The following is a 14106-nucleotide window of genomic DNA, read 5'->3' as shown; positions in this document are numbered from 1 at the left end:
CATGAAAACGTTACCGGGTTAAAAAAGCAACCCGGTCATGAATGTTACGGTGGTCAGATGAGCGAGTTGACGGGACTGCGGGCCCGCAAGAAGGAGCGGACGCGCGACGCCATCGGAGACGCGGCCGTCTCGCTGTTCCTGGAGCGCGGCTTCGACCGCGTCTCGGTCAACGACATCGCCGCAGCGGCCGAGATCTCCAAGCCGACTCTCTTCCGGTACTTCCCCACCAAGGAAGACCTGGTGCTGCACCGGTTTGCGGACCACCAGGGCGAGGCAGCACGCGTCGTACGCGACCGTAAGTCCGGCATCAAGCCGGTAACGGCGCTGCACCGGCACTTCCGGGCCGGCCTGGATCGGTACGACCCCGTCACCGGCCTCAGCGATCATCCCGAGGTGGTGGCGTTCCATCGGCTGGTGTTCACCACACCGAGCCTGGCAGGACGGCTCACGCGGTACCAGCTCGAGGACGAGGAGGCACTGGCGGACGCCCTCGGCGAAGGCATCCAGGCACGCCTGCTAGCCGCCCAGGTACTCGCGGTCCAACGGGTGCTCGCCCGAACCAACTGGCAGAAGATCGCCGACGGTCGAACCGCCCACGACGTCCACCCCGAGGCCGTAGCCGATGCCGACCAGGCATTCAACCAGCTGCGGTGACAGGGGGCACTCCCGAAGGAGGCCCCGCGGCCCGGCGCACGCGTTGCCACGGGCCCGGACAGGCCCCCCGGATGCTGGTGACCAGGCTCGCCCGAGAACGTGCCGATGGACCAGGCATGGGTCGATCCGACGGCGACGTCACTACGGGAAACCGGCGTGATCGAGGACTGCACGCCGCCGACTGGTGGCCGGGACGGCGCATCACGATCGACCGCTGGCGCGAGACGCTCGAGAAGACCGGCTTGGTCCGCATGCACGCGAGCCTCAGTCCAACGGTCCTCCCGGCGGGCCACGTGATTGCTAAAGATCAGCCGACCGACCCACTGCTCACGCAACATGGTCGAAATCGACGAGATCTCCGGGCGCCGGGGCACGAGGTCGAAGCAGTTGGGGCAACGTCGTATGGGGCACCGAGGCAGGGTCGCGACACCCGTGACAACACGCTACCTATTCACCGACCGGCCACCCAGTGGCCCCTCCTGTGCGGCGCCCGGTCAGCTGGCCTGGGTCTGTTCGGCCAGGGCTTTAATGTGGGCGAGACGGTAGGACTCGGTGCCGGTCTGGATGATGGCGCCGTAGAAGGTCAGACGGTCGACGATGGCCGCGCAGAATCGCGGATCGGTGAACGCCTCCGTAGTCGATCGCTGACGAGTTCCTCGACCACCTCAGTGCCCTTTCCGGTGAGTGGATCGACGCGTTCTGCCTCGCGATCCTCACGGACAAAGCATCGGGGCACGGTGAGGCCTTCCACTTCGCCCGTCAGAAGTTCGCCGAGCAGGCCCAGGAAAGCCCCGCCGGCGAACTCGTCACGGGGTTCATGGCCCAGGTCCTCGGCGACACCGGGAACGACGGCGACTACCCACCCGGCTCGCAGGCGAAGCTCACCGCCATCGACGGCGCACTGGCGCGCCGCAGCCGGGTTGAGGAGACCAGCGAAGACCTCCTCAGCCAGCCGGACAGCGTGGCGCTGAAGGTCCTGCGCTCCCTGCGGGGAGAAGTTGTCGAGCACGATCGCGATACGGATCTTCGGCGGGTAGAGGCTGCGCAGGTAGCGGCAGAACTCCAGGAACCTCGTCCGGTTCTTCTTCGGCTTGACGTGGCCGTAGAGCTTTTCCTTGCCCAGGTCGTAGGCGGCGAACAGGCGCCGGACCCCGTGCGGACGGTTGTAGGTCACCCGCCGACGGGGCCTCGGCTCTCGCTCGGGGGCCTTGTGCCGTCCGCCGCGCTCGGCCCCCTGCCGCCCGGGATGGGGCTGGAGGTTGAGCGGGCCGAACTCATCCAGACAGAAGACGACTTGGGTTCGCCGTCCTCGGGTATGACCTCGCCGTCGGCGATCGCGTAGAGGTGCTCGACGCGGGCCTTCTTGGCGGCATAGTCGGGGGTGCGGGAAATCTTCCAGGTCTCTATGCGTTGAAAGGACACGCCCTCCTCGCGGAGCAGGACCCGAAGGCCCTCGTGGCTGATGTCGTCGACCACCCCCTCGGCGACCAGGAAGTCGGCCAGCTTGGCCAGACTCCAGGTCGAAAACGGCAGGCCGTGCTCGGCCGGCTTGGACTTGGCGATCTTCTTGGTCTCGCGCCGCTCCGGCAGCGTGAACGTTCTGTGCCGGCCGCCCTTGTACTTCGGGTAGAGCGCCTCGAAGCCGTCGGCATTGAAGTTGTGGATCACATCCCGCACGCGGTCCGCGCTGGTGAACGTCACCCCGGCGATCTTCGCCACCGGCATGCCCTGAAGCCCAGGCCACCACCGGGCACGAAGCCGAAACGCGAGTAATAGCCCGGATCACCCTCCAGGAAGACGAGCGGAACAGCCCGCTCGGCGAGGATCCCCAGTCCGTGCCGAACCAGGGCCGAGCCGGTACCCCGCTTACTGCGGCGCCTGCTGGACGGGATCACACAGAAGATGCTGACCCAGACGCTGCGCGCACTGGAACGGGACGGCCTCGTGCACCGCAGGGTCTGTCCCACCGTTCCGCCTCGCGTGGACTACGGACTCACCGAGCTCGGGGTCGAGGCCGGGCGGCTCACCAGCGCCATCGGTGCATGGTCCGTCGGTCACGCACAGCTGGTCCTGGCAGCCCGTCAGGCCTTGGACGACCAGGCCGCCAAAGCATCCGAACCTGTTCGGTAGCCGGTCCGGACAGCGATCGGGCGGCCGCTACGATGCTGATCTTGCACATGGCCGCATCGAGCTGAGGTGTGGCACGACGACCGCTGCATACGGGGGGTCCGTTCCATGACGGGAACCGAAGGGGGCTTTCGCCCGCTGACGTCACAGGAACCGCGGGAACTGGCCGGATACCGGCTGCTGGCCCGGATCGGGGAGGGCGGCATGGGGTCGGTGTACCTTTCCCGGACCCGGGGCAACCAGCCCGTCGCACTCAAGATGATCCGGCGTGAGTACGCCAGCGACAGCGAGTTCCGGCGCCGGTTCCAGCAGGAGGTCCAGGCGGCTCAGCAGGTCCGCGGGTACCACCTGGTGCCGGTGGTCGACCATGACGCGGAGGGCGAACAGCCGTGGCTCGCCTCCGCGTACGTGCCCGGAGTGCCCCTCGACGAGGCCGTCGACGTCCACGGTCCGTTGCCGATGGTGACCGCGCTCCAACTGGTCGCCTGCGTCGCCGGCGCCTTGGATGCCGTGCACACGGCGGGAGTGGTGCACCGCGACCTCAAGCCGGGCAACATCCTCCTCGGCGCCGACGGGCCGTGGGTCATCGACTTCGGCATCGCCCGTGCCGCCGATTCCACCCGTCTGACGCGCAGTGGCGGCTTCATCGGCACCCCGCAGTTCATGTCCCCCGAGCAGGGCACGGGCGACGAAGTCACCCCGGCGAGCGACGTGTTCTCGCTCGGTCTCATCGCCGCCGTCGCCGCCACCGGCCGGCATCCCTACGGCTCCGGCGGAGCCCTCACCGTCGCCACACAGATCGCCAACACCGCCCAGCGCCCGCCGGACCTCTTGGGCTACCCGGATGTGCTCCGCCCGCTCCTGGAGCGCTGCCTGGCAGCGGCCCCCGCCGCCCGTCCGACGCCCGTCGAACTCGCCGAGCTGTGCGCGCGAGCCTCCGGCCGGTCCTCGCGCGAGTTCGACGACTGGCTCCCGGCCCCGCTGGCCGCGGCAGTCGCCGAACGGAGCCGCGCTGTACGCCGCCTCCTGGACCAGGAGGCGGCCGAGCAGCACCGCCCCGCCGCCACGTACGTACCCACACGGCCCGGCAATCCGCTGCACCAGGCCCCCACCCAGTCCGCGCCGCCCCGCCCGAGTGCGCCGCCGCCCGCAGCCGCGCGCTCGGAGCACGCATCCGCCGAGCCGGGGGGCGGCCTCGGCAGGCGGCGCCGTTTGTCTCTCGTGATCGCCGCCGCGGTGATCGCCGTCGCGGTCGGCGCGGCATGGTCGTTCTACGGAGACACCGACCACGGCGCCGGAGCGAAGGCCGGGGGCCGCACGACTCCGACCACCAGCCCCGGTGGGAAGAGTGCGCCCAAGAAGAAGGCTCCATCCGGGACCGCCACCAAGACCCCGGCGGCGAAGACATACGAACCGCTCTTCAAGGACCGTCCGTTGACGATCGGCCCGCCGGGAACCGGTGTGGCTATCACCGTCGACCTGGACAAACCCAAGGTGGATCCGGCCGGTGAGATCGGCGACGACGCCGCGGAGATCCAGTACATCTACCAGTACCTGACTTTCCGTACCGCCACCGCCAAGAGTCCCGGTACCAGTCCGAAGGTCTGCCGGCAGGCCGTCGACAGTGCGCCGCTCCCCTCGGAACTTCCCAACGATGCTTTGGATCAGGGCAAAGCCCTCAAGAAGGGTGACGTCCTGTGCACGGTCACCTCCGAGGGGAATCTCGCCATGCTCCGGCTCACCGGCGTCGTCGACTCGGGTGCGACGTCCTTCGACCCGCCGGGGTATACGGGCCTGCTCACGGTCTGGAAGAAGGCCACCGCCTAACCTCGCCGTTTCGGTCGGGTACGGCGACTGTTGAGGCGGAAACGCGAAAGTGCCTTCCTGACCTGGGACGATAAACCTTGCTGAGGGGTTCTGTCGGTCCAGGCGGAGGGCACTTTCCACGTGCGGGGTATCGGGTTGCGTCCCAAGATCCAGGTCATCTGTCCCCCGAACGGGCGAACTGCCGCTGCGCACCCTGCTGGCCGCCCTCGACCTGCAGGGCGGCTGGCCGCCGACGACCCTGTGGCACCGTACGGCCGCCCGTCGGGCCGCCGACGCCCACTTCACCAGAATCCGGCGCCAGCAGCGGATCCTGCGGGAGACCCTGCCCAGCGCCCACACCTACCTGCACCGCCTCCACACCCGACGCGCATACGGCCCATTCGACCTGGACAGTCCACTGAAAGGGCCCCGGACGCCCCGTCCGGACGGGGGACGTGTGCGTGTGTCGCTCACCGTGCCGCAGCGCGCCACCCTGATGATCCGCTTCGTGTACTCGCTACAGACCCTGCGCACCCGCGGCCTCCTCAGCCTTGCCGCCACGGCCGCCCTCGCCGTCCCGTCCGTCCTCTTGGCTCCCCCGGCCTCCGCCGCCGTGTCCAACGGCGGCTTCGAGACCGGCGCCCTGACCGGCTGGACCTCGGCCGGCGCCACCACCGTGGTCGGCTCCGGCGCGCACAGCAGCACGTACGCCGCACGCGTCGGAGGAACCAGCCACGCCAAGGGCGACTCCGCCCACCGCCTGGTCAGCCACGACGACGACCACCGGGGCGCCCCCACCTTCGATCGCTTCGACGACGTCCAGCTCACCGCCGCGCCCGCCCTGACACGGATCGACACGGACCCCTTCACCAACAGCACCAGCCAGCACGCCACCGTGGTGGAGCCCGACACCTTCGCCTCCGGCAACACCGTCATCGCGGTCGCCCAGAACGGCCGCTTCTTCAACGGCGGCGCCTCCGGCCTCGGCTGGGCCCGGTCGGCCGACGGCGGAGTCACCTGGACCCACGGCACCATCCCCGGCATCACCGTCTACCAGGGCGGCGCCTTCTCCCGGGTCTCCGACCCGTCGGTCGTCTACGACGCCCGGCACGCCACCTGGCTCGTCGCCGGACTGCCCCTCAACTCGACCTCCAGCGGCGTCACCGGCGCCGGAGTCACCGTCAGCCGCTCCACCACGGGCGGCGTGAGCTGGCAGAGCCCCGTCAGAGCGGTCGGGTTCAACGGGCCGAACTACGACAAGCCGTGGATCACCTGCGACAACACCCCCACCAGCCCGTTCTACGGGCGCTGCTACATCGAGGTCGACAACGTCTCCTCCGGCAACCGCATCCTGATGAGCACCTCCACCGACGGCGGACTGACCTGGTCGGCGCCGGTCGCTCCGTCCGGCTCACCCAGCGGCCTCGCCGGACAGCCGCTCGTCCAGTCCAACGGCAAGGTGGTCGTTCCCTACTCGGCCAACGGAAGCGCCATCCGCGCCTTCAACTCCACCAACGGAGGGGCCTCCTGGAGCAGCACCTCGTTCGTCCACTCCGTCCAGGCCCACACCGTCGCCGGCGGCCTGCGGGCGCCCAGGGGAATCGCCTCAGCGGAGGTCAGCGGCGATAACCGGATCTTCGTCGCGTGGCACGACTGCCGCTTCCGCGCGAACTGCACGGCCAACGACATCGTCTACTCCACCTCGACCGACGGCGTGACCTGGTCCGGAGTGACCCGGGTCCCGATCGACTCCACCACCAGCGGCGTCGACCACTTCCTCCCCGGCCTCGGCGTCGACCGCACCACATCCGGAACAACCACCCGGATCGGCCTGCACTACTACTTCTACCCGTCCGCCAACTGCACCTCGACCACCTGCCGCCTCCAGGTCGGTTACATCTCCTCCGCCAACCGCGGCGCCACCTGGACCACCGCCACCGCGCTGACCGGGCCGTTCCCGCTCTCACAGATCGCGAACACCAACCAGGGCCGCATGGTCGGCGACTACATCTCCACCTCGATCGTCGGTGGCCGGGCCGTCTCGGCGTTCCCGGTCGGCAGGGCCCCCACCACCGGCCAGGCCTTCGACGAGGCCCTGTACACGGCCGGCCCGCTCACCGTGGGCTGAACCGGCCCGGACGCCCCTGACCGGGCCGATCCCGAAGGCGCCGCTAGTCGGTGCCTTCGGACGCCCGCAGGATCTGTGCCGCCGCCCGTGTCGCCGTCAACGCGCCGTCCCTGACGTGCTGTTCAAGGCCGGGGGGCGGCTTCGCGTACCGCGGTGTTCGCGTGCAGGCGGCCCAGGAGTTCGTCGCAGACCATCGACCAGGTCCAGTCGACCTGCTGGCCTCGCCGTTTCGGTCAAACCCCTGCCCGCCCACGACCCGAAAGACTTGGAGAACCCGGCCACCGCGCCGGGCTCCGCCATGACCAAGCAGCGAAATCACTTCCCCCGCTCGGCAGCTGGCGCTCAACGACTCCTTATCGCCCCGACCGAAACGGCAAGGCCAAGCGTGCTCCTCGGGCACGGAAGTCCGGGTACTCCCGGCGGCCGACTCCTGCGACATGAGCCCGTGGGGGCTCTGGAGGCGGACGACGATCAAGCCGATGCCGTCGTGTCCGCCGAGGCGGGACGGCAGGACGTCGGCCAGGTGGTCCGGGCTGAGCCGCGAGGTGTCGGCGACGGCGTCGGCCCTCATAAAGGGCGAAGGTGACCCCTTCCACTGCGTCACTGTGCGTGACAGATCACCACCGCCGCTTCATCGGCTACCCACTCCGCGTGCACTGACCATCCATGATATGTTCACAGAAACCTTGGAGCTTGCCCCGCGCGAAGAAAAGGCTTCCATGGGAGATATCGGAATACTCCATGGAATGGGGTTGCCCGGTATTTGGGAGCGCATATTCATGCCCGGTGCCAGCGTTTCGGTAATCATCGCCGCATACAATGCGATGCCCTATCTGACGCGGTGCATCACCTCGGTCGCCGAGCAGAGCATCGGTCGTGACCACCTTGAGGTCATCGTCGTCGACGACGGGTCCACGGACGGCACAGCCGCCGAACTGAACCGGCTGCAGGACGTCTACCCCGGGCTGATGCGCGTGTTGCACCAGGAGAACTCCGGAGGTCCGTCCGGGCCGCGCAACGTCGGGCTGGAGCACGCCACGGGGACGTTCGTGTTCTTCCTGGACGCGGACGACCACCTCGGCCCCGAGGCGCTGGAGCGCATGGTGCGGATGGCCGAGGACAACGGCACCGACATCGTGCTCGGCAAGATGGTCGGTGTCGGTGGACGCGGGGCGCCCACGTCGATGTTCAAGCGCAACCAGCCGCGTACCGACGTCTTCTCCTCCCGCGTGTACTGGACGCTCAACCCCATGAAGCTGTTCCGGCGGGAACTGCTGGAACGGCACGGGCTGCGGTTCCCCACCGATCTGGCCATCGGCGAGGACCAGTTGTTCGTCGGCGCGGCCTACCTGCATGCCTCGGGCATCTCCGTACTGGCCGACTACGACTGCCTGTTCTGGGTGCTGCGCGAGGACGAGGGGAACATCACGCGTCGGCTGAAGGGATCCGAACGCCGGCTGCGGTTCCTGCCTCGCGTGGTCGACATGATCCTGGAGAACGTGCCGCCCGGGCCCGGCCGCGACCACCTCGCCCATCGCCACCTGACCGTCGAAGTCCAGCAGATGCTCGCCGACCAGCTCGTCTTCGAGCCTCGCGAGACTCAGAAGGAGATGCTGGCCCAACTGGCCGAGATCATCGATCCGTTGTGGCATGAGGGAATGAACAAGCAGCTCTCGGCCATGGCCCGGCTGCGGCTGCACCTGGTACGCCACCGCATGCTCGACGAACTGCTCGAACTCATCGCCTTCGAAAAGCAGCTCGCCCGGACCAAGGTGGCGACCCCCGTCCTCGTCGACGGCGGCCGGGCGCTTGCCCGCTATCCCTTCCTGCGCGATCCCGACCGTGCCATCCCCGACCTCTGCTACGACGTCACCGCCCAGCTCGCCGTCCGCCACCACGTCACCCGGGCAGAGCTACGCGGCACCGTGCTGCACCTGGCCGGCCACGCCTACCTCCACCGTGTGGAGACCCGGGACGTCACGACGCAACTGGTGCTGCGTGAGCGCGACAGCGGCACCGAGCACCGCCTGCCGCTCACCCACACGGCCACACCCGGCCTCGGATCGGCCGAGGACGAGGGCCACTACACCTACGACCTCGCCGGCTTCCAGGCCGCCGTCGACATCACCTCCGCCGCCGCCGGCAAGCCGCTCACCGACGGGCTGTGGGACATCTCCCTCGCAGTCGGCGCCCAGGGCGTGTCCAAGGAAGTCCGGATCGGCAGCAAGCGGTCCGCCGATGTCCGCGGCGCCACCGGCACGTATGTGGTCGTCACCGGCGAGGACCTGCGCGCCGTGACCCTCTACACCACCAAACCGCACGGCAACCTCACCCTCGACCTGGGCGAGACAAAGCATCAGGTACGGCCTCTGCTGCGCCTCGACGACATTCGCTGGGTCGCGGGCGCACCCACGGAACTGCAGATCAGCGGGCGGTGCGATCTGACCGAATACCCCACAGCCGCCTTGGTCCTGACTCTGAGCAACGGCAGCGGTGAGACCGCGCGGTTCCCGGTCCAGCGGGTCCCTGACGCGCCGGAGATCCGCTTCACCCTGCCGGTCAGCACTCTCCCGGCGGGAACCTGGACCGGGGAGCTCCGGCTCGGCAAGTGGACCGTCCTGTTGCCGCCGCCTCCCGCGAACCTGCCCCCCGCCAAGTGGCGACGCCGAGGACTGCCCTGGTACGCGCGCCCCGTCCGCGACTCCGCCGACCGCTTCGCGCTGCGGGTCGCGAAGACCGACCTCATCAAGGCACTCGCCCAGCGCATCAAGTAGACAGCGCAGCCGTCCGCACCGCAGGCCCCGGGGTCGCTCGGATCTTCGGTCGTCAGTGCGTCAGGCGGCGTGCCCGACGCGGCCACGGCGTCACATTTCTCAGGTGTCGCCACCACCGCACCACCGCTGGTGTGTCCGCCGTGTAGCGGGCAGTCGGCACGTGCTGCCAGTCCGACAGCGGGCCGAGCGGTGTTCCTTCGGGTGAGTACTTGCGGGGCACGTCTGGCATGGCTCCTCCTGGTCGGTACGTACCCCAGTCTTGCGCACACCGTTGTCCGGCCGGGCTCACCCGTCGGTCAGCTCCGTCACCGCTCGGGCGTCCAGTGCGCGTGCACCGGCACGGTCTCCGGCGTCTTGCCCGGGGGCAGGCCCAGTTCCTGCGCCACCGGCATCAGGACCTCCATGAACTTCTGCAGCGCCTGCTCGGACTCCCACACGTCGTAGATCACCAGGCCCGGGCCCGCGGGAACGCAGACATGGGACAGACACCCCGCGAGCGGGTTGCCGGGAAGGGCCTGGAGCCTCGCGGTCAGCGCGTCGTACTGTTCGGTCGTCACGCCCACCAGCTCGGCCGTCATCAAGATCGCCATTCGGTTTCCCCCTCGCCGTTCCGCCGGTCGCCACCATGACGGTCGGTACCGGGGCCAGTACAGCACGTGCGCGGCCGAGCGGACATCCAGCGTGCGGGCGCACGGGGTGGGCGGGGCGCGCGCTCCCCCTCCGGTTTCTTGGCTCAGCCAGGGGTGTCGGGACCGGGCCGGCCGGCCGGGAGATCGGCGATGACTTGTGCGCCGCCGGCCGGGCGGCCGGCGCTGTCGAACGCCTCCCGGAAGCCCTCGGCGATGCTGATGGGCGGTGTGAAGCCGAGATGCGCCCGAGCGGCGGTCAGGTCGAACCAGTGGGGGTGGACGAGTTCGCCGACCAGGAAACGGCTCAGGTGATGGGTGCCACCGATGCGCAGCAGGCGGTCGGCGGCCTCGCACGCGACGGCTGCGGTGTGGGCGAGGCGGGCCGGGACCGGCCGCCAGGTGGCGCGGATGCCGGCGGTGGCGAGGAGGAGGGCGGTGAAGCGGGCGAGGGGCAGGGGCTCGCCCTGGGCGATGAAGTAGGCGCGGCCACCTACGGGGTGGCCGTCGTGGAGCCGGTCGAGCGCGAGCAGGTGGGCGTGGGCGGCCGTACGGACGTGGGTCGTGTCGATCAGGTTGGCACCGCTGCCGGGCAGGGCGATCCGGTGGCGGCGGACGGCCCGGGTCAGGGCAGGGAGGAAGTGCGGGTCGCCCGGTCCCCAGATGACGTGGGGGCGCAGCGCGAGGGTGGCCAGATCCCGGCCGTGGGCGTTCAGGACGAGTGCCTCGGCAGCGGCCTTGGTGCGCGGATAGGCGGCCAGATGCCGACGGGGGTAGGGCAGTTGCTCGTCGACGTTCTCCAGACCGCCGGGACGGAAGACGACGCTCGCGGTCGAGGTGTGGAGCAGGGTACGCACGCCGTTGGCACGGCACTGGTCGAGTACCGTACGGGTGCCGTCGACATTGGTGCGGCGGTAGGGGGCCGACGGGCCGCTGGCACCGGCGAGGGCGGCGTTGTGGACGGCGGCGTCGCAGCCGGCGACCGCCCTGTGCACCGCGGCGGGGTCGGTGACGTCGCCCTGGACCTGACGTACACCCAGCCGTTCCAGTGTGCCGCTCGGGTGTCGGCTGAGCGAGACGGTCTCGGTACCGCGAGCGGTCAACTGCCGGCAGATCTCGGTGCCGAGGAAACCGCTCCCGCCGGTGACGAGGACCCGGGCCGGGCCGGGGCGGCTCATCGCGGTCTCCGGGCGTGCCGGACGGCCCAGGCGGCCACCTGCTCGCGGTTGATCTTCGAGTTGTGGCGGATGTCCATGGGGAGACCTGGGTGGACGAGGACGTCCGAGATCCGGTGGCCGTCCGGGTGTCCGGCCAGCAGAGCGCGCACCGCGCCGACGACGGCGCTGCGCTTGGTCCCACGGCTGAACGGCTCCACACAGAGGACGGCCTGCTGCCGTCCCGGCGGCCCGACGCCGACGAGGGCGGCGCGCCGCACGCCCGGAACGGTGTCGGCGGCGGCTTCGATCTCCTCGGTGGTGAGGACGAAGCCGTCGCCGAGGATCCGGTGGGCCCTGCGGCCGTGGAACCAGAGGCGGCCTTGGTCGTCGATGCGGCCCATGTCTCCGGTGCGGTGCAGTACCCCGTCGTCCGTGGTCGCTTTGGCGGCGGCGGTGGCCTGGGGACGGCTGTGGTACGCGGGGCTGACATTGGCTCCAGTGACGGCGATCTCCCCGACACCGTCGGGTCCGGAGTCGAGGATCCGTGCGGAGGTCGTGCCGACCGTTCGGCCCACACAGGTCCCTGGGCCGGGATTGCGGAGACCGGTGGTGCTGATGGTGCTCACCGGCAGGCACTCGGTGGCGCCGTACGCGCTGATCACCTCGGCGTTCGGGCGCAGCACCCTGTGCAGGGCCGTCGCGAGGTGCGGGCGCAGTGAGGCGCCGAAGGAGACGGCGCGATCGACCGTGGGAAGCGTCAGCCCGCGCCGCGCGCACTCACCGGCCAGCAGCCCCAGGACGGCGGGTGACGCGGCCACCACGGTCGCCCGGTGGTTCAGGACCGGGCCGAGCAGTCGGGCCGGCGGTGTGCGGGCCGGGGCGCGGTGGTTGACCGCGGGGGCGACGACCGTGAGCCCGAGCACCGGTGCGAGGAGGACGAGCGGCAGGAACCCGGCGAGAAGCACACCGTCGGTACCGAACACCGCGGTGAAGGCGTCGACCTGCCCGGCAAGGGTGCTGTGGAGGAACTCGACGCCCTTGGGGGTACCCGTGGAGCCGGACGTGAAGGCGATCAGGGCGAGGTCTTCAGGGGCCGGCTCGTCGATGTCCCAGGCGCCGTCGGCGACCGGCGGCATGGACAGACGCCGCCCGATACCCGGCAGGGCGCCCCCGGTGACGAGGGGCGTGCGCACATGGTCGCGCGCCCAGCCCAGTGCGGTGCGGGCCAGATGGGCGAGCGGCTCCCCGACGAACACCTCGGGGGCCACCTCGTCGAGGCACTGCCGCAGCTCGGCCCGGGGCAGACCGGGATCGACCAGGACGGGGACCGCTCCGATCGCGAGCAGCCCGTACACAGTGGTGACGAGATCACAGGGATTGCCGGTCATGACCACGGCCTTGTCGCCGCGACGCACACCGGCCCGCCGGAACGCGTCGGCCGTCTGCCGGCAGCCGGTCAGGAGTTGGGCGAACGTGACCGTTCGGTCGGTGCCGTTACGACGGCTGTGGACCAGAACGGTGGTCTGCGGGCGTTCCTCGGCGAGGCGCCGCAGCCGGGAGTACAGGCTCGCCATGCTTCAGCCCCGTTCCGATGCCAGAAGGAAGTCACGGATGTCGTGGCCGAGTCGATCCGCCGCGTCCTCCATGACGTAGTGGCCGGCGTCGGCGTAGCGGTGGATCCTCGCGTGGGGGAACCGCCGCCTCCACTCCTCCAGGACGAGCGGCGTGAACACCGGGTCGCGCATGCCCCAGCCGACGAACAGCGGCACGTCGGCCAAGTGGTCCTCGCCGTTGGCGGATTCGAGAAGTCGCCAGGCCTCCTCGTCGTCGTTCCGGGGGATGCTGCGGACGAATTCCACCACGGCGCGCCGGTCCCGCCTGCGAGCCGACGGCAGCAGGTAGGCCCGCCGTTCGGTTCGCTGGAGTGGATGCACGACCCCGGCCCGGACGGCTGCCCGCGGGAAGAGGTTGGTCGCGTGGGCCAGGGCGGCGATGGTGCGGTGGTCACGGATCCAGCGCAGGTACACCGGCAGACGGTAGCCGGACGGCCAGCGGAAGCCGGTCGTGTTGAGAACGGCCAGTCGAGCCAACAGGCCCGGCCTGCGCCGGGCAAGAGCCAGGCCGAGCGGTCCGCCCCAGTCGTGCAGGATCAGTGTCCACCCCCCGTCGGGCAGGCCCCGGTCGCTGACGAGGTGATCGAACAGCGCGTCCAGGTAGGCGAGTTGGATCTGGTGCCGGTCGGCGGGGCGCGCCGGCTCGGGCGGGCGCGGGGACAGGCCCAGGCCCGGCAGGTCGGGAGCGACGCACCGGAACTTTGGGGAGAGGGAAGCCAGAAGGTGCCGCCACTGGTAGCTCCATGACGGGTTGCCGTGGAGCAGCAGGACGGGGGAGCCCGTTCCGGTGTCGAGGTAGTGCTGGCCGGTGCTCGGCACCCGATGCCAGTGCTCGACTCCCGGGTAGCCGGGCAGCCGGTCGGCGGGCGGGGCTTGCGTGTTCATCACGACGGCGCTCATACCGCTGCCACGAGATCGGACGACGGCTGGGAGGCCGCCGGCCGCCGGATGCGAGGCGCTGTGACCATGGCGCCAAACGTAGTGGCGGCCGGGAGGCGGACCTACCTGAAGCCGTCGTTCACAGGGAAACTTCACTCGGCTGGATCACAAGGGAATGCGATCCAGCCACGGCATGCCGGTATGCCCTTCACCCCACACCGCTTGTCACACTTAGAGGTCCTGACAAAGGCGTTGGACGTGGCGGTGTGTGATGAGGCAGGTGGCGAGGCCGAGGAAGGCTTCGTGGATGTCGTCTCGTCGCTTGCAGCGGATGCGTAAGCG

Annotated in this window: 9 protein-coding genes and 3 pseudogenes; 5 read left to right on the top strand and 7 right to left on the bottom strand. The window is 70.0% G+C overall.

Annotated elements, in window-relative coordinates; genetic code table 11:
• Nucleotides 1–57 precede the first annotated feature (57 nt).
• The gene (locus IO33_RS0139675) at nucleotides 58–654 is read left to right on the top strand and encodes a TetR/AcrR family transcriptional regulator (protein ID WP_031173968.1); all 597 of its coding nucleotides are present in this window, start codon (nucleotides 58–60) and stop codon (nucleotides 652–654) included.
• 494 nt (nucleotides 655–1148) lie between these two features.
• Here IO33_RS0139675 and IO33_RS48555 read toward each other — a convergent pair.
• Nucleotides 1149–1289, bottom strand: a pseudogene (locus tag IO33_RS48555) (IS21-like element helper ATPase IstB); the annotation flags it as partial.
• A 353-nt stretch (nucleotides 1290–1642) separates the two neighbouring features.
• Nucleotides 1643–2385, bottom strand: a pseudogene (locus IO33_RS48550) (IS630 family transposase); the annotation flags it as partial.
• 171 nt (nucleotides 2386–2556) lie between these two features.
• Here IO33_RS48550 and IO33_RS0139665 point away from each other — a divergent pair.
• From IO33_RS0139665 to IO33_RS45010, 3 genes are all read left to right on the top strand, one after another.
• On the top strand, nucleotides 2557–2784 hold the full coding sequence (locus IO33_RS0139665; protein WP_078964107.1) for a winged helix-turn-helix transcriptional regulator: 228 nt from the start codon (nucleotides 2557–2559) through the stop codon (nucleotides 2782–2784).
• A 105-nt stretch (nucleotides 2785–2889) separates the two neighbouring features.
• Nucleotides 2890–4608: a serine/threonine-protein kinase gene (locus IO33_RS0139660; protein ID WP_051927249.1), complete on the top strand. Its 1719-nt coding sequence runs from the start codon at nucleotides 2890–2892 to the stop codon at nucleotides 4606–4608.
• 442 nt (nucleotides 4609–5050) lie between these two features.
• A complete protein-coding gene (locus IO33_RS45010) occupies nucleotides 5051–6715 on the top strand; it encodes an exo-alpha-sialidase (RefSeq protein WP_157858028.1) in 1665 nt (554 codons plus the stop codon).
• A gap of 43 nt (nucleotides 6716–6758) precedes the next feature.
• Here IO33_RS45010 and IO33_RS53150 read toward each other — a convergent pair.
• Nucleotides 6759–6945, bottom strand: a pseudogene (locus tag IO33_RS53150) (methylmalonyl Co-A mutase-associated GTPase MeaB); the annotation flags it as partial.
• Between the two features lie 516 nt (nucleotides 6946–7461).
• On the opposite strand from IO33_RS53150, the gene IO33_RS0139645 reads away from it, so the two are divergent.
• Nucleotides 7462–9489: a glycosyltransferase gene (locus IO33_RS0139645; RefSeq protein ID WP_342448400.1), complete on the top strand. Its 2028-nt coding sequence runs from the start codon at nucleotides 7462–7464 to the stop codon at nucleotides 9487–9489.
• Nucleotides 9490–9794: 305 nt separating this feature from the next.
• Here the strand turns inward: IO33_RS0139645 and IO33_RS0139640 are convergent, their stop codons facing one another.
• From IO33_RS0139640 to IO33_RS0139625, 4 genes are all read right to left on the bottom strand, one after another.
• Nucleotides 9795–10079 (bottom strand): hypothetical protein, encoded by a 285-nt coding sequence (locus tag IO33_RS0139640; protein ID WP_031173962.1) that lies wholly within the window; start codon nucleotides 10077–10079, stop codon nucleotides 9795–9797.
• A gap of 143 nt (nucleotides 10080–10222) precedes the next feature.
• Nucleotides 10223–11293 carry an NAD-dependent epimerase/dehydratase family protein gene (locus IO33_RS0139635; protein ID WP_051927246.1) on the bottom strand — a complete coding sequence of 357 codons (1071 nt, stop codon included), beginning with the start codon at nucleotides 11291–11293 and terminating at the stop codon, nucleotides 10223–10225.
• Nucleotides 11290–12846 carry an AMP-binding protein gene (locus IO33_RS0139630; RefSeq protein WP_031173960.1) on the bottom strand — a complete coding sequence of 519 codons (1557 nt, stop codon included), beginning with the start codon at nucleotides 12844–12846 and terminating at the stop codon, nucleotides 11290–11292. Before IO33_RS0139630 ends, IO33_RS0139635 begins: the two co-directional genes overlap by 4 nt.
• A 3-nt stretch (nucleotides 12847–12849) precedes the next feature.
• Complete coding sequence (locus IO33_RS0139625; RefSeq protein ID WP_031173959.1) at nucleotides 12850–13770, bottom strand: alpha/beta fold hydrolase; 921 nt, start codon at nucleotides 13768–13770, stop codon at nucleotides 12850–12852.
• Nucleotides 13771–14106 lie beyond the last annotated feature (336 nt).

The sequence above is a fragment of the Streptomyces durhamensis genome (assembly GCF_000725475.1).
Lineage (GTDB): Bacteria > Actinomycetota > Actinomycetes > Streptomycetales > Streptomycetaceae > Streptomyces > Streptomyces filipinensis.
The sequence above is the reverse complement of the archived record's forward strand: the minus strand, read 5'-3'. Positions and strand labels throughout refer to the sequence as shown.